We start from the raw sequence: 20,064 nt of genomic DNA on the forward strand, positions 1-20,064 counted from the left end.
CGGCTCGGTGACGGTTACCCGGACCCTCGGCCGGACTTCTCCCCGGCTTTGCGCCGGTCCCTCCGCCGGGGTTCGGTGCCCTCGTCTGCGTTGGCATCCTCGGGCCGTTGGGGCGAGCGGAGCGAACGGATCCCGACCAGTACAGCGATGACCGCACCGACCGCCCCGGCGAGCGCGGCGACGCCGCCGACGATCGCGGCCACTCCGCGCCACGCGCTCTTGAGGCGGTCCAGGGTGCCCTGCCCGGAGCTCTTGCCGGGGTTGGTGACGGTGATCGTCTGGCTGACCACGGTCGCCGGCATCAACGGCGTGCTGGTGGCTGCCTGGACGGGGGTCAGGGAGATGCGCAGCCGGAACGAGCCGGGACGGTCGGCGTGCACGGTCCACTGCCAGTCGGCGTAATCGGTCTTCGCGATCACGGGCTGGGTGACCACCGCTGTGCTGTCGACGTGGCCGGGTGGATCGGCGGTCAACCGCGCGTCGATCAACGCTCCAGCCTGCATCTCACCGGCGGCGGACGCCCCGGGGGCTGGCGCTCCCGTCCCCGTCGCTGGCACGCCCGTCCCCGTCGCGGGCGCGGGCGCGGCCTGGCCCGCCGGGCATCGGCTTTCGGGTCCGCACACCTCCACGCTCACATCGATCTGCTGGCCGGTCCGGGTGGTGCCCGGAATGCTGCTGTAGATCGCCGCGGTGAACAGCGCGCCGCGGCTGCTGATGATCTGCTGCTGGAAGATCCATTGATTGTTGGTCGGGGTTCCCACGCTTTCGGGGGTGCCACAGGCCGCGACGGTCAGTGCGGCGAGCGCCGCGAGAACGGCTGAGATTGGGCGAATGGGCCAGCGACGCGATCGGGGCGCAGGCATGTGCGAAGCATAGGCGACGGTAGGTGGCCAGCTGTACCCAGCCGACCAGGCCCGGATCAGACCCCGGGTACCGTGGCCAGGCCGCCGCGCACCTCGGGAGCACCGAGCCGGGCGGCATCGGCGGTCAGGTCGTCCGGCATCCGCTGCGACTCCCGCTCGGCCGCCACCCGGGCCAGGTAGTTCTCCACTTCCCGGTCGATGGTCGCCTCGTCCCAGCCCAGGACCGTGCCCATCAGCCGGGCCGCGTGCGCCGCGCTGTCGACCCCTCGATGGGTGGTCTCGATGGAGATCCGGGTGCGCCGGGTCAGCACGTCCTCCAGGTGCATGGCGCCCTCGTGTGACGCGGCGTACATGATCTCGACGGCCAGGTACTCGGGGGCACCGTGTACCGGCTGGCCCAGCACCGGGTCGGCGTCGATCAGCGCCAGCAACTCCAGCGCGAGCGACCCGTACCGCTCCAGCAGGTGCTCCACCGCGCCCACGGACAGCCCGTGGCGCCGCGCGACATCGGCCCGGCGAGTCCACAGTGGACCGTACCCGTCGGCGCCGAGCAGCGGCAGCTGATCAGTGTGCGAGGCCGGCACGTCCGGGCCGATGCGCCGGGCGGCCCGGTCGATCACGTCGGCGGCCATCACCCGGTAGGTGGTGTACTTGCCGCCGGCCACCAGCATCAGGCCGAGCATCGGCTCGACGACCGCGTGCTCCCGGGACAGCTTCGAGGTCTGGTCGTCCTCCCCGGACAGCAGCGGGCGCAGCCCGGCGTAGACGCCCTCGATGTCCGATGTGGACAGTGGCCGGTCGAGCCAGTGGTTGACCTGGTCGAGCAGGTAGGCGATGTCCCGGGCCGAGGCGGCCGGGTGGGCCCGGTCGAGCTGCCAGTCGGTGTCGGTCGTACCGACTATCCAGTGGCCGCCCCAGGGCAGGACGAACAGCACCGAGGTGGGGGTGCGCAGGATCAGGCCGGCATCGCCGGAGATCGCGGAGCGGGGCACCACCAGATGCACACCCTTGGAGGCGCGTACCCGCAGTCCGGGGCGCGCGTCGCCGATCAGGGCGGAGATGTCGTCGCTCCACACGCCGGTGGCGGCCACCACGGTGCGCGCGGCGATCTCGAATTCGGTGCCGGACTCCTCGTCGCGGGCCCGCACGCCGGTCACCTCGCGGGCGTCCCGTACCAGGTCGACCACGCGCACGCTCGGCACTATCGCGGCACCGAGGCTGGCCGCGGTGCGGGCCATGGTGGTCACGTACCGGGCGTCGTCGACCTGGCCGTCGTAGTAGCGGACGGCCCCGGTCAGCACGTCCTCGCGCAGCGACGGAAACAGCCGGCGGGCGCCGGTCTTGGACAGGTGCCGGTGCGGAGGCATGCCGCGCGCGGCGGAGCCACCCGTGAGCCCGGCGAACGCGTCGTAGAGCGCGACGCCGGCACCGTAGTACGCGCGGTGCCAGGCCCGCTCGGCCGGCGAGAGAACGCCCGGTGAGGCGGTCAGGGGCACCAGGATGGGCAGCGGGCGGACCAGGTGCGGAGCCAGCCGCGTGGTCAGCAGCCCTCGTTCCCGCAGCGCCTCGTGCACCAGGCCGAACTCGAACTGCTCGAGGTAGCGCAGGCCGCCATGGATGAGCTTGCTGGACCGGCTGGAGGTCCCGGAGGCGAGGTCGCGGGCCTCGACCAGGGCGACGGACAGGCCGCGCGAGGCGGCGTCGAGCGCCGCGCCAACACCGGTGACGCCCCCGCCGATGATCAGAACGTCATACCGCCGACCACGCAGTCGGTCGAGGTCGCTGGCGCGGCGGGCAGGCGAGAGCTGGCCCGCGGCGAACCGGGAGATCATCGGATCACGGCGCATGCGTCAACGGTAACCAGAAGCCCGTACCGTGCGGGTGTGAGTCAGTTCGCAGGACCCGGCGGAGCCGGACCTAACGGACAGGACAAGCCGGGCTTCCCGCCCGCATCGGGCGGGTCGGCGACGCCGGGCGGGCCTGGCCTTCCCAGCGGACCGGGCGCGCCCGGCTTCCCCGGCGCACCGGGCGGCCCCGGTTGGCCCGGTTGGCCGGGCGTTCCGGGCGTGCCGGGTGGCCCCGACGGACCCGGCATCGCCGGCGGGTTCGGGGGCCCCGGCGGACCTGGGGGGCCGGGCGGGCCGGGCGGGCCGGGCGGGCCCGGGGGGCCGGGCGCGCGGGGTTCGCTCGGCGGCTCGGACATCGCGGCCATCCTCGCCGCCGTGCTCATCGGCCTGTGGGCGGCCGCCGGCACCGTGGTGCTGCAGACCGGGTCATGGCTCGCCGGACAGGTGCTGGGCGTGGAGGAGCTGTCCCCGCCGGGATGGGCGTGGCCCGCGGTCGGCTGGCTGAACGCCATCACGGTGGGGGTGCCGGCCGTGCTGCTGGCGACCGTGCCGCGCCCGCTCACCTCGACGAGGACGGCGGTACGGGCGGTCGGCCGGCTGTGGACCCTCGGCGCCGTGCTGCTGGGCGTCCTCGGCTCGCTCCGGGCCGTGGCCTTGCCGCACAACACGCTGTACCTGCTGCTGCTCACCGCCGTCTGTCTGGCGGCCTGGCTGGTGCTGCGCCGCACTTACCACTCGACGCCGCTCCGCGGGGCGCCGTACCGGCCGGCGCTGCCTCGGGACGGCAGCGCGCTCTTCGGCCTCGCCGCCGGCCTGGCCAGCCTCGCGCCCTGGCTCTGGTTGGGTGCGCTCGGCGGCGGCCTGGAGACGCTGTTCGCGCTCACCGCCGCGGCGGCGCTGGGGCTGCTGGTGGCGTGGCCGCTGGCAGCACCGTTCTGGCGCAACTTCACCGATTCCCGGCGGCGGCTGATCGTGCTCGGTGGGCTGGCCGCCGGGGTGTTCCTCGCGCTGGTCGCGGCCGGGACCGGCGCGAGCGGGATCCAGCTGGGCGAGCTGGTGGTGCTGCCTCCGCTCGGCTTCGCGGCGGCGGCGCTGGCCCGCGAGCCGCTGCGTCGCCCCAAGGATGCGCTCCGGACGAGAGTCGACACGGAGCGCGCCAACGCGGACCCGAGCGACGCGGAAACGGCCGACGCGGGCGCAAGCGACTCGGAAACGACCGGGGCGGGCGCAATCGACGCGGGCACGGCGGGGCGGCGGACCACCGGCGTGCGGCGGGTGCGGGGTGGACTCCGGCTGGCCGGTCCGTCGGCGATCGCCGTGATGGTCGCCCTGGCGGCGCTCGGCCCGCTGGGCTTCGTCGAGCCGCTACAGACGAGCCTCGTCATCAACCTGGACGGCCGGGACGTCGGGTACTGGGCGCTGATCGCGGCCGGCTGCGCGCTGGTCATCGGGCTGCTCTGCGGCGTGGGCCCGCTGGTACGCGGGGGCCGGCCGGCCGGGAAGTCCGGCGCCCGGGCGGCGGGTGGCACCGGTCGGCGCTGGGTCGCCGTGTCCACCGCCGTGGCGATGGGCGCCACCGGCCTCGTCGGGTACGCCACCATCGGATCGCCCGGCCTGCACGGCGACGAGCTGTTCGTGGTGATGCGTACCCAGGCCGATCTGAGCGACCTGTCGCGCATCGCGGACCCCGACGACCGCCGCACCGAGGCGTACCAGCGGCTGGTGGCGACCGCGAATCGGACCCAGGCCGGGCTGCGCCAGCAACTGTCCCGGCTGCACCTGGCGTACACGCCGTACTACCTCGTCAACGGGATCGAGGTGGACGGCGGGCCGGCGGCGCGGGCCTGGCTGTCGGGCCGCTCGGATGTGAACCGGGTGCTGCTGGCGCCCAGGCTGCGCCCGGTACCGGCCGGGAGTTCACCCGTGTCGCCGGACGCACCGGCCCCCAAGGGTCCACAGTGGAACATCAAGATGATCGAGGCGGACCAGGTCTGGGCGACCGGGGACACCGGGCGCGGCATCGTGATCGGCACCTCGGACTCCGGGGTCGACGCCGGGGTTCCGGCCCTGGCCGGCTCCTTCCGGGGCGGCGACGACTCCTGGTACGACCCGTGGAACGGCACCCGCGCCCCGACGGACCACATCGGGCACGGGACGCACACGATCGCGACGGCGCTCGGCCGGGACGGCGTCGGGGTGGCGCCCGGCGCGCAGTGGATCGGCTGCGTGGACCTGGCCCGCAACCTCGGCAACCCCGGCTACTACCTCGGCTGCCTGCAGTTCATGCTGGCCCCGTTCCCGCACGGCGGGAACCCGCTGCGGGACGGCGACCCGAGCCGGGGCGCGGACGTGCTGACCAACTCGTGGGGGTGCCCGAGCGACGAGGGGTGCGACCCGGGCTCCCTGCGGCCGGCGGTCGACGCGCTGACCGACGCCGGAATCTTCGTCGTCGCCTCGGCCGGCAACACCGGCCCGCGCTGCGGCTCGATCACCGACCCACCGGCGCCGTACCAGGACACGTTTACGGTGGGGGCCGTCGACGGCTCCGGCGACGTGGCGGACTTTTCCAGCCGGGGACCGGTGACCGGCGAGCGGAAGCCGGACGTCCTCGCGCCCGGCGCCAACGTGGTCTCCGCGGTGCCGGGCGGGTACGCGGTGCTGTCCGGGACCTCGATGGCCGCGCCGCACGTGGCCGGCGTGGTCGCGCTGATGTGGTCGGCCAACCCCGACCTGATCGGTGACGTCGCCCGTACCGCGCAGATCCTGCGGCAGACGGCCACCGGGGCGAGCGCCGACGGCTGCGGCGGCAACGCCGGGATCGTGGACGCCTACGCGGCGGTGCGCTCGGCGACCGGATCCGCGTAGCGGGCCGTCTCCCGGATCACGCGCATGGCGTTGTGCCACGTCAGCTTGGCCAGGTCGGCATCGGACCAGCCGCGCCCGGACAGCTCCGCGAGCAGGTTCGGGTACCCGGCGACGTCGGCCAGCCCGTCCGGGGTCGCCGCCACCCCGTCGAAGTCGCTGCCGAGCCCGACGCAGTCCAGCCCGGCCACCTCCCGTACGTGCTCGACGTGATCGGCGACGTCGGCCACCGTGCAGGGCGGGCGGGGGTGGTCCCGGACCCAGGCCGCCAGCTCATCCCTCCACTGTGGAGAGTCGTCTGGCGCCTCCACGGTGGCCTCGAAGGCGCCCTGCTCCGCCATCCACTCTCGGCAATCATCCCGGAGGAAGCCCGGCACGAAGGTCACCATGACGATGCCGGAGCTGACCGCCACCCGTTCGAGTACCGAGTCGGGGACGTTGCGCGGGTGATCGCACAACGCCCGAGCCGAGGAGTGCGAGAAGAAGGCCGGCGCGCTGGACACGTCGAGCACGGCCTCCATGGTGGACATCGCGACGTGTGACAGGTCGACCAGCATGCCCAGCCGGTTGCACTCCCGAACCACCTCGTACCCGAACGGCGCCAGCCCGCCGACCCCAGGGACGTCCGTGGCGCTGTCCGCCCACTCGGTGTTCAGGCGGTGGGTCAGCGTCAGGTACCGGGCACCCCGGTCGAACATCAGCCGGAGGGTCTCCAGGGATCCGTCGATGCTGTGACCGCCCTCGATGCCGATCAGCGCGGCGATCCGGCCGGACGCGCGTGCCGCCTCGATCTCCTCGGCGTCCCGGGCCAAGGCCAGCAGATCCGGGTACCGCTCGACCAGCCGATGCACGAAGTCGATCTGTTCCAGGGTGGCGACCACGGCGGCGTCACCCGTCAGGCGTACCGACACGTACGCCGACCAGAACTGCGCGCCCACGCCGCCGGCCCGCAGCCGGACCAGGTCGGTGTGCAGGCCGCTCCCGCTCTGGTCGACCCCCACGTCCAGCCGGTCGAGGTCGTAGCGCACCCGGCCCCGCATCTCCCACGCGAGATCGTTATGGCCGTCGATCACCGGAGCGGCGGACAACAGGGTACGAAACCGGTCGGTAACCATGGTGGCACGGTACCCGGGGGACACCCCTCATAACCCTGGCCAGGGGGGCGTCAAACGGATGGACGCTCCAGCGACCCCCATTCGGGCAGTTATTTCGATTCGCCGGACCGTAACCGTCCTGAGCCGTAATGTGGGCCTTTCCGGGAGTCCGGAAGGAGGAGCCATGGGCACGTCACCATCAGACAAAGATCTCCGAGCCGAAGCTCAGGATCTGGTCGAAGAATTGCCTGACGAGACCGCGGCCGGTCGAATGGTGCACGACGACGGCACGCCGGCGAGCGCCGACGAATGGCTACGTAACCGCAGTAAGGCGATGAAGGGTCAGCCGGGTGCTCCTAGCCCGCTGTCCATACCGCCGAAGAAGAACAACAACAAGCCACCAAACCGGTAAGAGCCCGGATACGGCGGACGGGCGAGCCGACTGGCTCGCCCGTCCGTCGTGGCTGGAGCTGGGACTCAGAAGTCCATGTCCCCGCCGCCGCCCGGCGCACCGGCCGGGGCCGGCGACTTCTCCGGCTTGTCCGCGACCACGGCCTCCGTGGTCAGGAACAGGGCCGCGATCGAGGCCGCGTTCTGCAGCGCCGACCGGGTGACCTTGGCCGGGTCGATGATGCCCGACTCGAGCATGTCGACGTACTCGCCCGTGGCCGCGTTCAGGCCCTGGCCAGCCGGCAGGCTGCGGACCTTCTCGACCACCACGCCGCCCTCGAGGCCGGCGTTGACCGCGATCTGGCGCAGCGGAGCCTCCAGAGCGGTACGCACGATCTGGGCACCGGTGGCCTCGTCGCCCACCAGGTCCAGCTTGTCGAACGAGGTCTTGCCGGCCTGAACCAGCGCGACACCGCCGCCGGAGACCATGCCCTCCTCGACGCCGGCCTTGGCCGCCCGCACAGCGTCCTCGACGCGGTGCTTGCGCTCCTTCAGCTCGACCTCGGTGGCCGCACCGATCTTGATGACCGCGACGCCACCGGCCAGCTTGGCCAGCCGCTCCTGCAGCTTCTCGCGGTCGTAGTCGGAGTCGCTCTTCTCGATCTCGGCACGGATCTGGTTGACCCGGCCCTGGATCTGGTCGGCGTCACCGGCACCATCGACGATGGTGGTCTCGTCCTTGGTGATCTGCACCTTGCGGGCGCGACCCAGCAGGTCGAGGGTGGCGTTCTCCAGCTTGAGACCGATCTCCTCGCTGATGACCTGGCCACCGGTGAGGATCGCGATGTCCTGCAGCTGAGCCTTGCGGCGGTCGCCGAAGCCGGGGGCCTTGACGGCAACCGACTTGAAGGTGCCGCGCACCTTGTTGACGATCAGGGTGGCCAGGGCCTCGCCCTCGATGTCCTCGGCGATGATCAGCAGCGGCTTGCTCGACTGCATGACCTTCTCCAGGCTCGGGAGCAGGTCCTTCACCGCGGAGATCTTGCTGTTGACGATCAGGATGTACGGGTCGTCGAGGACGGCCTCCATCCGCTCCACGTCGGTCATGAAGTACTGGGAGATGTATCCCTTGTCGAAGCGCATACCCTCGGTGAGCTCAAGCTCCAGGCCGAAGGTGTTGCTCTCCTCGACGGTGATGACGCCTTCCTTGCCGACCTTGTCCATCGCCTCGGCGATGATCTCGCCGACGCTGGAGTCACCGGCCGAGATCGAGGCGACCGAGGCAATCTGCTCCTTGGTCTCCACGTCCTTGGCCATCTTGGCCAGTTCCTCGGCGACCGCCGCGGTGGCGGCCTCGATGCCCCGCTTCAGGGCGATCGGGTTCGCGCCGGCGGCGACGTTACGCAGGCCCTCGCGGACCAGCGCCTGAGCCAGGACGGTCGCCGTCGTGGTGCCGTCACCGGCCACGTCGTCGGTCTTCTTGGCAACTTCCTTGACCAGCTCAGCGCCGATCTTCTCGTACGGGTCCTCGAGCTCGATTTCCTTGGCGATGCTCACACCATCGTTGGTGATGGTGGGGGCGCCCCACTTCTTCTCGAGCACGACGTTGCGGCCCTTGGGGCCCAGCGTCACCTTGACGGCGTCGGCGAGGTTGTTCATGCCCCGCTCAAGACCGCGGCGCGCCTCCTCGTCGAACGCGATAATCTTGGCCATTCGGCGTTGTCCTCCTGGACAATCCCGGCGCCTCCGCTTCTTAGACGGCGGCCCGTGTGTCTACGCGTGGTCAGAACGGTGCCACCGCCGCCGTCAGATGCGCCGGCAAGGGCAACACCGCTCCCCGGCCGAGCCAGACAGAGCCCGCGACGACCGGCCCCACTGCTGGGACCACACCGGCTCGACCGTTGGCACTCAGCCTACCCGAGTGCCAATCACTTGTTTAGCACTCTCCCCTTACGAGTGCAAGCGTCCGAAAACGCGGGCGGGAGCGGGGCCGCCACGGCCGAGCAGGTGGGACCCCGGGAGCGTCCCGGATCGGGGCGAGAGCGGGTCCAGACCCGGGCGGGAGCGGGGCCGGCGGCCGGCGGAATCGGGCGGCCGGGCGGACGGGGCCCGGTCGGGGACCCCGGGGAGCCGGGGAGCCGGGAAGCCGAGCGCGGCGGCGGAAAGCCGGGGGCGGCCAAGCGGATCGGGGGCGGCCGGACGGCCCGGCCGGGCGCCACCTGTCGGCTACCGGGTGATGGCCGACCCGATGGCCGGCCTCGCGCCACCGCGTGGCCGGAGCGTGCGCCCGCACCCCTAGAAAAGGCGGGTGGCCGGCGGATGATCGGGGCACGGGGTCATGTCCGCGTCGGCGCAGCCCCCTGCCACGATCGGCAAGGGTGGAAAGACGGTCGGAAACGCCACACGGGACACCGAATCCCACAGTAGTGGGGATCGATGTCCCGTGATGTCACGTCTGATACGGCCCGCGATAGCCGGCCTCGCAGACTCAGGCGATCAGGCGGACCTTCTCCGCCTGCGGGCCCTTCTGACCCTGCGCGATCTCGAACTCGACGCGCTGACCGTCTTCCAGCGACTTGTAGCCGTCCATCTCGATCGCGGAGAAGTGGACGAAGACGTCCTGCCCCCGTCGACCGCGATGAAGCCATAGCCCTTCTCGCTGTTGAACCACTTGACGGTGCCCTGTGCCACGGTGCACTTCCTCACTTCGATGGTGCTGGGTCTGCCGACCCCCGACCCCACCGCGGAGCCGGTGCCGCGGTTTGCTTGCCGGTCTGGCGGGACGCGGGGCGAAACAGCGACCGAAAAAGCACGGTACACGAGCGGTCCGTAGGCCGCACCCCCGCAAATCGGACCTCATGGTCACAGTCAAGACTCAATGGGTGTCACGGGGTAAGCGTCGAAGGGCGGGCTAGTGCAATGGCCGAAGCGGTAGTGCGGCGAGTGACGATGGCTGATGCGGCAATGGCAAGGGCATTGCGTCTTGAAATGCTCGCAGACGCCCCACTCGCCTTTCTCGAAACAATCGATGAGGCGGCGGCCCGGCCGCATGCCGAGTTCGCGGCCAAGCTGCGCGAGCGGGTGGCCGGCAACGCCCAGGCGTTGTTTGTCGCGGCGGCCGACGGCCGGCTGGTCGGGCAGGCCGGCGGCTTCACGCCGCCCGGTACCCGCGGCGTCACGCTGGTGTTCGCCGTGTACCTGGCGCCGACCTGGCGCGGCCGGGGCCTGCTCGGCCGCCTGGTGGACGCGGTGGCCCAGTGGTCGCTGGCCGCGGGCCGGCCGGAGCTCGAATTGGAGGTGATGACCGGCAACCAGCGGGCGATCCGGGCGTACCAGGGACTCGGTTTCGTCGACACCGGGCTGCGTTCGCGCCACCCGGTGATCCCGGTGTTCACCGAGTTGAAGATGCGCCGCCCGGCCTGAACCGCTGAACCGCCGGGGCCGCCACCGTGCCGTCCCGGCGGTTCAGCGGGTGCTCAGATGTGCCGGCGAGACTGGACGATCCGGAACCGGCTGGCCACGTAGGCGCCATCGGTCAGTGCCGCGTTGGCCGCCGCGTTGGCGCCGCTGGCGTGGAAGTCGGAGAACGCCGCGGACTGGTTGACGAACACGCCGCCGTTCAGATTGGCCGACAGGTGCACGCCGACCTCGATGGCCGCCTCCTCGACCTCGGCCAGCACCTCGGGCGAGGTGGAGTAGACCGCGGCGGTCAGCGCACCCTTGGCGCCGACGGTACGGCGGAACAGCTCGATGCTGTGCGCCGTCGAGTCTGTGGCCACCACGAACGAGATCGGCCCGAACCACTCGCCGTCGAAGACCTCCGCGCGAGACGCGTCCTGCGTCAGGATGAGCGGAGTTCGCACCACCGCGTCCGGGTACGCGGGGTGGCTCACGGTACGGGAGTCCAGCAGTACGGTCCCCTGCTCGCGGGCCGCCTCGATGCGCGATGCCACGGCGTCGTTGACTATCGCGCCGGTCAACTCGACCGCACGGGCGTCGTCCCCGGTCAGCTTGCCCACCGCGTCGGCGATCCCGGTGGCCACCTCGTCGAACGACAGGTGCCCCGCCCCGGTCTCGATCCCGCCCCTGGGCACCAGGATGTTCTGGGGCGTGGTGCACATCTGTCCACTGTAGAGAGTCAAGGAGAATGCGATATTCGCACACATCCCGGCGAAGTCGTCGGTCGAGTCGACGACGATCGTGTTCACGCCGGCCTTCTCGGTGAACACCACCGCCTGGCGCGCGTTGACCTCCAGCCACTCCCCGTACCCGGTGGAGCCGGTGAAGTCGATGATCTTTACCTCGGGTCGCAGCGCCAGCTCGGAGGCCAGCCGCTCGTCCGGCCCCTCGGGAGCGAGCTGGATGATGTCCGGCTCGAAGCCGGCCTCCGCTAACACCTCCCGCGCGTACCGGACGGTGATGGCCAGCGGCAGCACGGCGCGCGGGTGCGGCTTGACGATGACCGGGTTGCCGGTGGCCAGCGACGCGAACAGCCCAGGGTACGAGTTCCAGGTGGGGAACGTGTTGCACCCGATCACCAGGGCGACTCCGCGCGGTACCACGTGGAAGGTCTTGCTCATGCGCAGCGGATCGCCGCGGCCGGCCGGCTTCTCCCAGTCCGCGACGGCCGGATGGCGGGTCTGCTCCGCGTAGGCGTACGCCAGCGCCTCCAACGCCCGGTCCAGCGCGTGCGCGCCACCGGCCTGGAACGCCATGACGAACGCCTGCCCGGTGGTGAACTGCACCGCGTTGGCCAGCTCGAAGATGTGCGCGTGCAGCCGGGCGAGGATCTCCAGGCAGACGCCCACCCGCACCTGCGGGCCGGCGGCCCGCCAGGCGGGCAGCGCGGCCGTGGCGGCGGCGACCAGAGCGTCGGGCGCAGCGTGCGGATACCGCACATCGAGTGCGATCCCGAACGGTGAGGACTCGGTGGCCACGACGGAATCGGCCGGCTGGTCGAGCGGGAAATCCGCGCCCAGGTAGGACCGGAAGTCGGCGGCCCCGGTGGCCGCCGCCTGTTCGCCGTACACCCTCGGGCTCGGCGACTCGGGGAAGGCGGACCAGTAACCGCGCTCGGCGATCGCGGTCAGCGCGCGCTGGAGCGTTTCGGAGTGCTTCGCGTACAGCTCGTGGCTGGCGACGGTGGCAGTCATGGGCCAATGATGCCGGAGGCCACCGCCGGTCCGACAGGGCCGATTCTGCTCCGGTGCCGACCTCGGGCCGCCCCCCGGGCCGGGGCGGGCATGGTCAGGTGGGGCGGCGCTCATGGCACCGCCCCACCCCCGCTCCTGATCACCGGGGAGGGAACAACGCAGCCAACGGAGTCCTCCCGGCGATCAGGCGTCTATCCGGCCTGCGCCCCGGCGGGTAGCAGGTCCGATCCCGGGCTCGGCCCCCACGAGGGCAGCTCCCGCATCCCGCGCAGCGGGGAGGCGAGCACCGGCAGGAAGCAGAACATGCCGCCGATGGCGCCTATCCACATCGCCGGCCGCACCCCCAGGACCGCGCCCAACGTCCCGCCGAGCAGCGCACCCAACGGCATGGTGCCCCAGACCAGGAAGCGCATGGTGGCGTTCATCCGGCCGAGCAGCCGCTCCGGGCACAGGCCCTGGCGGAAGCTGACCTGGGTGACGTTGTAGACCACGGCACCGAACGACCAGACGCCGCCACCGACCGCGGCCAGCCACAACAGCACGCCGCGCTGGGCCAGCGGCATCAGCAGGGCGAACGGCGAGGTGGCACCGATCGAGATCCAGATCGTGGGGCCCTGGCCGAGCCGGCGGGCGACCCTGGTGGCGGTGAACGCCGCGACCAGGCCGCCGACCGCCGACACCGAGGAGACCAGGCCGATCTGCCAGGGCGGCAGGCGCAGGATCCCGGCCAGCAGGACCACCTGCAGGGCGGTCGCGATCGAACCGAACAGGTTGGAGGAGCCGGTACACGCGGCGATGGAGCGCAGCATGCGGTTGCCCAGCACGAACCGCAGGCCCTCCATGATCTCCCGGCCGAGGTGCGCGTCCGGGGCGCGCTCGGGCCGCGGCTCGCGCCGCCGAATCCGGGTCACGAACAGCGCTGAGCCGAGGTAGCTGGCCGCGTTGACGGCGATCGCGAACGGCGCGGTGAGCCAACTGATGATCAGGCCGGCCGCGGTGGGGCCGCCGATCTGGTTGACCGCCCGGACCGACTCCAGCTTGGCGTTGCCCTCGACCAGGTTGTCCCGGCCGACCAGGTGCGGCAGGAAGCTCTGGTACGCCACGTCGAAGAACACCGTGCACACGCCGGCGAGCAGCGCGACCACGAACATCTGGTACACGGTCAGCCAGTGCAGCCACCAGGCCACCGGGATGCTGCCGAGCAGGACGGCCCGGCCCAGGTCGCCCGCGATCAGCACGTGCCGGCGCCGCATCCGATCCACCCAGGCCCCGGCCGGCAGCCCGACCAGCAGGAAGGCGGCCGTCTCGCAGGCACTGAGCGCGCCGACCTCAAAGGTGCTGGCGTGCAACGCGAGGACGGCGACCAGCGGCAGCGCCAGCAGGCTGACCTGTGCGCCGAGCTGGCTGATGGTGTCCGCGACGAAGAGCTGGCGGAAGTCGTGCGCGACCAGCAGCCCGAGGCGCCCACCGACCACCGGCGGGTCCGCGGGCGCGGAGAAGTGCTGGTCGCCGCTGGCCATGAGGGCAGCGTGCGCTAGTGATTGGGAAAAGTCAACCAGTTATCTCGGTGATCCGCGACTTCTGCCATAGGCTGAACGGGCCATGTCATTCGACAAGACCCGCCGGCCGGCGACGGAGCAGGAGGCGCGCGCGCTCGCCTCCGCCTTACGGCTGCGCATCCTGCGTCTGTGCCTGGACCGGGCGCTGACGAACAAGGAGATCGCGGCCCGGCTGGGCCTGAACCCCGCGACCACACTGCACCACGTCCGCACCCTGGTGGCCACCGGTTTTCTCGCCGCTCAGCAGGAGCGCCGGGGCACCCGGGGCGCGCGCGAGGTGCCGTACCTGGCGACCGGCAAGTCCTGGACGCTGGATGTGTACGGCGCCGGCGTCGAGGGCAGCGGTCAGGCCATGATCGAGGCATTCCTGGACGAGGTCAGGCTGGCCGACCCGGCCGAGCCCCGGGTGAGCCGGCTGGGGCTGCGGTTGGACAAATCACAGCTGCAGGAGCTGCGCGACCGGGTGGCCGAGCTGCTCGACGACTTCGCGTCCCGCCCGCGCGCCTCGGAGGGCGAGCCTTACTCGATCTTCGTGGCGGTCTACCCGGACCGCTCACGTGAATGAGGTCACCGTGAATGAGTGCGGACAGGGGTAGCGCTCCGTCGCCCGGCGGTCGCTCCTGGCGGCCGACCGGCGACCGGTGGCCGCCCGCCCCGCGGGTTCGGCGCCGAGATTCGTGAGGCCCGGCGTCGGCGGCCGATGGCCGTCCCCGGCGCCGGGCCGCCCGTCCTCAACCGGTTCCGGCCGGATGACCAGCCGAAACGGCCCGGAAATTGGTCGAGAGGACGCTCGCACAGCGCTTCTGCGCCGGGTCGCTGACCTCCCGGGTTTCCCCGGGGCCAAGCGGCGATGCGTCCTCCCGCACGCAGCATCCTGCGCGCCTCAGACAACGCCGTCAAGCCCCGACGACCCCTGAAAATGGACGCAAAGCACATCCCTGATTACCCTGAGCTACCTGTTCGCCAGCCTCAGAGTTGACACGCGAGATGAACCGGCGTGAGTACTTCAGGAATCACTACGCTGGGTGATTCTCGCCGCTAAAAAATCAACCGAGAAGACCAGCCTCACGGGCGGCCTTCAGTGACGGCTTGACCCGGTAGGTGGGGCCGACCAGTTCGGCGACGGCATCCAAAGTCTTGAGCCCCTCGCCGGTGTTGAGCACCACGGTCTCGGCCGTCGGGTCCAGCTTGCCGGCCGCCACCAGCTTGCCCAGCACGGCGGTGGTCACCCCGCCCGCGGTCTCGGCGAACACGCCGGTGGTGCGGGCCAATTGCCGGATGGCGGCACGGATCTCGTCGTCGTCGGCGTAGTCCATCCAGCCGCCGGTGCGCCGCACCGCCTCGAGCGCGTACAGGCCGGCCGCCGGGTCGCCGATGTTGAGCGACTTGGCGATCCCGGTCGGGCGCACCGGAGTGATCACGTCGGTGTCCTGGTGCAGCGCGACGGCGATCGGGTTGCAGCCGGCCGACTGGGCACCGAAGATCTTCCACGGGGTGTTCGGGACCAGCCCGATCGCGACCAGCTCGCTGAACGCCTTGTCGACCTTGGTCAGCAGCTCGCCCGAGGCCATCGGGATGACCACCTGCGCCGGCAGCCGCCAGCCCAGCTGCTCGGCGATCTCGTAGCCGAGAGTCTTGGAGCCCTCCGCGTAGAACGGCCGGACGTTGACGTTGACGAAGGCGGTGTCCTCGAACTCGTCGGTCTCGGTCAGCTCCGAGCAGAGCCGGTTCACGTCGTCGTACGAGCCCTCGATGGCCACCACGTCGCCGCCGTACACGGCGGTGCTCAGCACCTTGCCCTGTTCGAGGTCGGACGGGATGAAGACCACGGACGGGATGCCGGCCTGGGCGGCGTGCGCGGCGACCGAGTTCGCCAGGTTTCCGGTCGACGCGCAGGCGAACCGGGTGAAGCCGAAACCCTTCGCGGCGGTCAGCGCGACCGATACGACCCGGTCCTTGAACGAGTGGGTCGGATTCGCCGAATCGTCCTTGACCCACAGCGGTCCGGTGATGCCCAGTTCGGCGGCGAGCGCGTCGCCGCGCACCAGCGGCGTGCAGCCCGGGTTGAGGCTCACCCGGGTGGCCGGGTCCTGCCCGACCGGCAGCAGCGGAGCGTAGCGCCAGAGGTTCTGCGGGCCCGCCTCGATCTGCTCGCGGGTGACCCGGGCCAGCGCCTCGGCGTCGTAACTGACCTCAAGGGGGCCGAAACACTCGTAACAGGCGTGCTGGGCGGCGAGCGGGTAGGTCGCGCCACAGCCACGGCAGACCAGGTTCCTGGCGGCGGTGGGAACGGTGTCGGTTCCGACGTTTGCGTCGATCGTCGACGTCATGGGAGGCCTTCCTCTCATCTTCCCAGGGTGAGTCTCACAACCCTGGACGGAATTGGCACCTGCACGCCGGTGGCCTCAACATCGAGGTGAAACGCGGTGGTTGCCGGGGCTTCAACGGGCCGTTCCCTCTGCCCCTCTGGATGAGGTATTCAGTTGTAAGTTCCGCTGACAGCTTAGCTCACTACGTCCTTACGCAAGAAGTGCCACCAGGCCAGGCCGAAGAAGCCCGCCGCGTAGACCAGGGCCGCGATGGCGCCCTTGACCATGTCCTCCGTCTGGATCGGGTTGGAGATCAGGCCGAGCCAGGCGTCGCCGTAGTGAGTGGGCAAGATCACTCGTATCGAGCCCAGCGCGGTGATCTGGTCGAGGATGCCGGAGAGGATCTGCAGCAGCACGGCGCCGCCGACCGCGCCGAGCGGCGCGTCGGTCGACACCGACAGCAGGAACGCCAGGCCGGCCACGATCAGCAGGGTGACCGCCAGGTACGCGACGATGCCCAGCAGGCGCAGCACGGCCGAGCCGGGTGCCACGTCCCCGGCGACGGTGGTGCGCAACGGATGCCAGCCGTAGCGCAGGGTTCCGGCCAGCAGCGCCACCCCGGTCAGCAGGAGCAGCGACACCAGGCTGTAGAACAGCGCGACGAGCAGCTTGCTGCCCAGCAGGCGACCCCGGGGTACCGGGACGGCCAGCAGGTACCGCAGCGAGCCCCAGTTCGCCTCGCTGGCCACGGTGTCACCGCAGAACAGCGCCACCACCACGACGAGCAGGAAGGACGCGGACACCAGCAGGGTGAACAGGGCGAAGTTGAGCCCGCTGGACCGGCCGATGTCGGCCAGCGCGGCGAACTGGCCGCGATCCCCACCGCCGCCGTCACCGGTCCCGCCGAACTCGAACGCCAGCAGGATGACCAGCGGGAGCAGCACCATGAAGCCCAGGCTCAGCTGGGTGCGCCGGCGGCTGGCCTGGCGCCGCAGCTCGGTGCGGAAGCTGAGCGTGGCGGTCGGACGGTACCCGCCGGCCGCGCCGTCCACGGTGGGCGCCGGGGCAAGGGTCGACTCCATGGACATCAGCGCTCTCCGCTCGCCTTGGTGTCCCCGCCGACCAGCGACAGGAACGCGTCCTCCAACCGGCGACGCGGTACCACCCGGTCCACGCCCACGCCGGCCCGTACCAGTTCGGCCACCACCTCGGCCCGGTTCGCCCCGTTCAGGTCCGCCACCAGGGTGCGTTCGCCCTCGCCGGAGACGCTGCGCGCGCCGTTGCGGTTGAGCACCTCGGTGGCCGCGGTCGGGTCGGACACGTCGAACTGCACCGAGGGCGAGTCCCCGACGATGTCGTCGGTCGGCCCGTCGGCCACCACCATGCCCTTGTGCACCACGACCACGTGGGTACAGGTCTGCTCCACCTCGGCCAGCAGGTGGCTGGAGACCAGTACGGCGCGCCCGTCGGTGGCGTACCGGCGCAGCACCCGGCGCATCTCCGCGATCTGCGGCGGGTCCAGCCCATCCGTCGGTTCGTCGAGCACCAGCAGTTCGGGCAGGCCGAGCATGGCCTGCGCGATGGCCAGCCGCTGCCGCATGCCGTGGCTGTACGTCTTGATCCGGCGGTGCACCGCGTCGCCCAGCCCGGCTATCTCCAGCGCCTCGTCCATCCGGGCGTCGGCCAGCGGCCGCCCCGTCGAGCGCCAGTAGAGTCGCAGGTTGTCCAGGCCGGACAGGTGCGGCAGGAAGCCCGGCCCCTCGACCAGCGCACCGAGCCGGGACAGCACCGGCGCGCCGGGCACCAGCCGGTGGCCGAAGACGTAGATGTCGCCCGCGGTCGGCTTGGTCAGGCCCATGAGCACCCGGAGCGACGTGGTCTTCCCGGCACCGTTCGGGCCGAGCAGGCCCACCACCTGTCCACGCCGGACGGTGAAGTCCACTTTGGACACCGCGACGAAGCCGTCCCCGTACTCCTTGCGCAGACCGCTGACCACGAGCGGCACGTCGGCCAGGTCGGCCCGTACCGAGTGGTCTGCGGTGCGGTGTCGGCGCCGGGCGACCACCACCGCCACCACGACTGCGATCGCGATCAGCGCCGCCAGGCCGCCCAGGACCCACCGCCAGATCAGGTCGGGGCTGGCCACCGGTACACCGTGGACGGTCGGCAGCCGCACGCCGCCGGCCGCCGAGATCTGGTACACCGTCGGCGCCGCCGGGCTCAGGTACCCCTGATCCGAGGTGGCCACGGTGACCCGGAGCAGGTGCCCGGCCTGGAACTGGTGCACTATCGCGGGCAGCGTCACGGTCACCGGCGTCGCGTCGTCCAGGCTGCCCGGCAGGCCGGTCAGGTGCACCGGAGCGACCAGCCCGTCCGGCAGGGTGGCGCCGCTGTGCGGATCGACGTCGTACAGCTTGACGAACAGCACCGCCTCACCGGTGGGACTGGCCGCCCGTACCTGTACCGTCGGCGCGCCCACGACATCCACTGTGGACGGTAGCGGTTTGGAGTAGAAGTCGGCGTGCTGCCCTGGAACGTCCTGAGCCGCCGAACCGGTGATGCTGGACAGCCCACCGCCGCCCACCCCGGGCAGCGTCGAGACCGCGCCCGGCGTCCCGTTCGGCGGATTGACGGCCGGCTGCGGCGGGCCCGCGACCGCGACGGTCCGCGCCGAGCGTCCGGACAGCCCCGGGTAGGCGCCGGCCGTGTAGCCCAACGCGACCACGCCGTTGGTGTTGGCGTCGATGCCGGCCAGCCGGGAGTAGGTGAAGGTGTCCGACGGCGTGGGCCCGGCGCCCTTCAGGTAGTGGTTGAGCCACTGCGTCGTCAGCTCGTTCGAGCGGTCCTGATCGGACTGCGGTCCGGAGCCGCCATCGTGCCCACCGGTGAACCAGTCGACCCGCACCGGGGTGCCGTTCGCGGCGATGCCGCGCGCGTTGGCGTCCGCCTCGGACAGCGGGAACAGGGAGTCCGCCTGCCCCTGGATCAGCAGCGTGGGCGCGTGAATCTGGTTCAGGATGCTGGCCGGGCTGGACCGCTGCAGCAGCGCCAGCTCGTCGGGGGTGGCCCGACCGGTGGTGGCGATCGACAGGTACACCTGGCAGAGGTCGGCCGCGAACCGCCCGCAGGACAGATCGGTGCCCTCCGCCCCAACCGGTGGGGCGCCTCCGCCCGGTGCCGCACCGCCGGCCCGCGACGCGGGCACGGCGGCCCCGGCGGGTACCGCGCCGCCGGTGAAGAAGATGCCCGCCCAGCCCTTCTTGAACACCCCCGAGGACGCGCCGGCGCCGGTCGCCTCCGGTAGGAAGGCGTTGGCCAGGCTGTTCCAGGTGATCTGCGGAACGATGGCGTCCACCCGCCGGTCGTACCCCGCGAGCATCAGCGCCAGCCCGCCGCCGTAGGAGCCGCCGACCGCCGCCACCCGCGGGTCGCGGGGGCCGTCCTTGCGCACCTCGGGCCGGGTGGCCAGCCAGTCGATCAGGCGCTCCGCATCCTTGACCTCCCAGTCCGGGCTGTCCAGGTGGATCTCACCGCCGCTCTTGCCGAACCCCTCGGCGGTCCAGGCGAGCACGGCGTATCCCTGGTCGGCCAGGTCCTCCGCCTGCGACGCGACGTCGTCCTTGGTGCCGCCGAACCCGTGCGCCAGCAGCACCGCCGGGACCGGGTGGCTGGCCGACGCCGAGCGGGGCTGGTAGTAGCTGGTGTCCAGGCTGATCGGGGTGTTGCCGTCGGGGCCGGTGAGCACGTTGATCATCTGAGAGGTGACCCGGTATCCGGCCGACGAGGGCCAGGCCGCCCACGTCACCGCCCCGACGAGCACGGCGAGCGCCGCCGCCCCGGCGACGATCCGGCCCCGGGTCAGGCGCGGGTGGGGCAGGGCATGGCGCAGGCGCGCGGACAGCGCTGTAGGCATGGTCGAAACGGTACGTCGTCGGGGGCCCCCACTGTCCCGAACCCTCTCAGCCCGCGCTCAGCAAACTACCGGTA

13 protein-coding genes, 1 pseudogene and 1 riboswitch are annotated in these 20,064 nt (G+C 71.6%); of the genes and pseudogenes, 4 read left to right on the forward strand and 10 right to left on the reverse strand.

What is annotated here, in order from left to right:
* Window positions 1–14: 14 nt before the first annotated feature.
* Complete coding sequence (locus ABEA87_RS34995) at window positions 15–761, reverse strand: hypothetical protein (protein WP_345637101.1); 747 nt, start codon at window positions 759–761, stop codon at window positions 15–17.
* 158 nt (window positions 762–919) lie between these two features.
* Window positions 920–2,710, reverse strand: a complete 1,791-nt coding sequence (locus ABEA87_RS35000; protein WP_345637103.1) for a glycerol-3-phosphate dehydrogenase/oxidase — start codon at window positions 2,708–2,710, stop codon at window positions 920–922.
* A gap of 375 nt (window positions 2,711–3,085) precedes the next feature.
* Between ABEA87_RS35000 and ABEA87_RS35005 the strand changes: the two genes are divergently transcribed.
* Window positions 3,086–5,575, forward strand: coding sequence for a S8 family serine peptidase (locus tag ABEA87_RS35005; protein ID WP_345637105.1), 2,490 nt, complete (start codon window positions 3,086–3,088; stop codon window positions 5,573–5,575).
* On the opposite strand, the gene ABEA87_RS35010 is transcribed toward ABEA87_RS35005, so the two are convergent.
* On the reverse strand, window positions 5,539–6,687 hold the full coding sequence (locus ABEA87_RS35010; RefSeq protein WP_345637107.1) for a dipeptidase: 1,149 nt from the start codon (window positions 6,685–6,687) through the stop codon (window positions 5,539–5,541). The genes ABEA87_RS35005 and ABEA87_RS35010 overlap by 37 nt on opposite strands.
* 163 nt (window positions 6,688–6,850) lie before the next feature.
* On the opposite strand from ABEA87_RS35010, the gene ABEA87_RS35015 reads away from it, so the two are divergent.
* Window positions 6,851–7,078: a hypothetical protein gene (locus ABEA87_RS35015; RefSeq protein WP_345637109.1), complete on the forward strand. Its 228-nt coding sequence runs from the start codon at window positions 6,851–6,853 to the stop codon at window positions 7,076–7,078.
* 65 nt (window positions 7,079–7,143) lie between these two features.
* On the opposite strand, the gene groL is transcribed toward ABEA87_RS35015, so the two are convergent.
* Window positions 7,144–8,769, reverse strand: coding sequence for a chaperonin GroEL (groL, locus tag ABEA87_RS35020; RefSeq protein WP_345637111.1), 1,626 nt, complete (start codon window positions 8,767–8,769; stop codon window positions 7,144–7,146).
* 775 nt (window positions 8,770–9,544) lie between these two features.
* Window positions 9,545–9,747: pseudogene (locus tag ABEA87_RS35025) on the reverse strand (cold-shock protein).
* 228 nt (window positions 9,748–9,975) lie between these two features.
* On the opposite strand from ABEA87_RS35025, the gene ABEA87_RS35030 reads away from it, so the two are divergent.
* A complete protein-coding gene (locus ABEA87_RS35030) occupies window positions 9,976–10,479 on the forward strand; it encodes a GNAT family N-acetyltransferase (protein ID WP_345637115.1) in 504 nt (167 codons plus the stop codon).
* Between the two features lie 53 nt (window positions 10,480–10,532).
* On the opposite strand, the gene paaN is transcribed toward ABEA87_RS35030, so the two are convergent.
* Window positions 10,533–12,209, reverse strand: a complete 1,677-nt coding sequence (gene paaN, locus ABEA87_RS35035; protein ID WP_345637117.1) for a phenylacetic acid degradation protein PaaN — start codon at window positions 12,207–12,209, stop codon at window positions 10,533–10,535.
* A gap of 191 nt (window positions 12,210–12,400) precedes the next feature.
* Window positions 12,401–13,729, reverse strand: a complete 1,329-nt coding sequence (locus ABEA87_RS35040; protein WP_345637119.1) for an MFS transporter — start codon at window positions 13,727–13,729, stop codon at window positions 12,401–12,403.
* A gap of 82 nt (window positions 13,730–13,811) precedes the next feature.
* On the opposite strand from ABEA87_RS35040, the gene ABEA87_RS35045 reads away from it, so the two are divergent.
* Complete coding sequence (locus tag ABEA87_RS35045; RefSeq protein WP_345637121.1) at window positions 13,812–14,333, forward strand: winged helix-turn-helix domain-containing protein; 522 nt, start codon at window positions 13,812–13,814, stop codon at window positions 14,331–14,333.
* Window positions 14,334–14,814: 481 nt separating this feature from the next.
* On the opposite strand, the gene thrC is transcribed toward ABEA87_RS35045, so the two are convergent.
* The 3 genes from thrC to ABEA87_RS35060 all read right to left on the reverse strand — a co-directional run bounded on the left by thrC (window position 14,815) and on the right by ABEA87_RS35060 (window position 19,990).
* On the reverse strand, window positions 14,815–16,098 hold the full coding sequence (thrC, locus tag ABEA87_RS35050) for a threonine synthase (protein WP_345637123.1): 1,284 nt from the start codon (window positions 16,096–16,098) through the stop codon (window positions 14,815–14,817).
* Between the two features lie 11 nt (window positions 16,099–16,109).
* Window positions 16,110–16,245, reverse strand: a riboswitch (SAM riboswitch).
* A gap of 26 nt (window positions 16,246–16,271) precedes the next feature.
* Window positions 16,272–17,165: an ABC transporter permease gene (locus ABEA87_RS35055; RefSeq protein ID WP_345637126.1), complete on the reverse strand. Its 894-nt coding sequence runs from the start codon at window positions 17,163–17,165 to the stop codon at window positions 16,272–16,274.
* Window positions 17,165–19,990: an alpha/beta fold hydrolase gene (locus ABEA87_RS35060; protein ID WP_345637128.1), complete on the reverse strand. Its 2,826-nt coding sequence runs from the start codon at window positions 19,988–19,990 to the stop codon at window positions 17,165–17,167. Before ABEA87_RS35060 ends, ABEA87_RS35055 begins: the two co-directional genes overlap by 1 nt.
* Window positions 19,991–20,064: the final 74 nt, after the last annotated feature.

The sequence above is a fragment of the Rugosimonospora acidiphila genome (genome assembly GCF_039543385.1).
Taxonomy (GTDB): Bacteria; Actinomycetota; Actinomycetes; order Mycobacteriales; family Micromonosporaceae; genus Rugosimonospora; species Rugosimonospora acidiphila.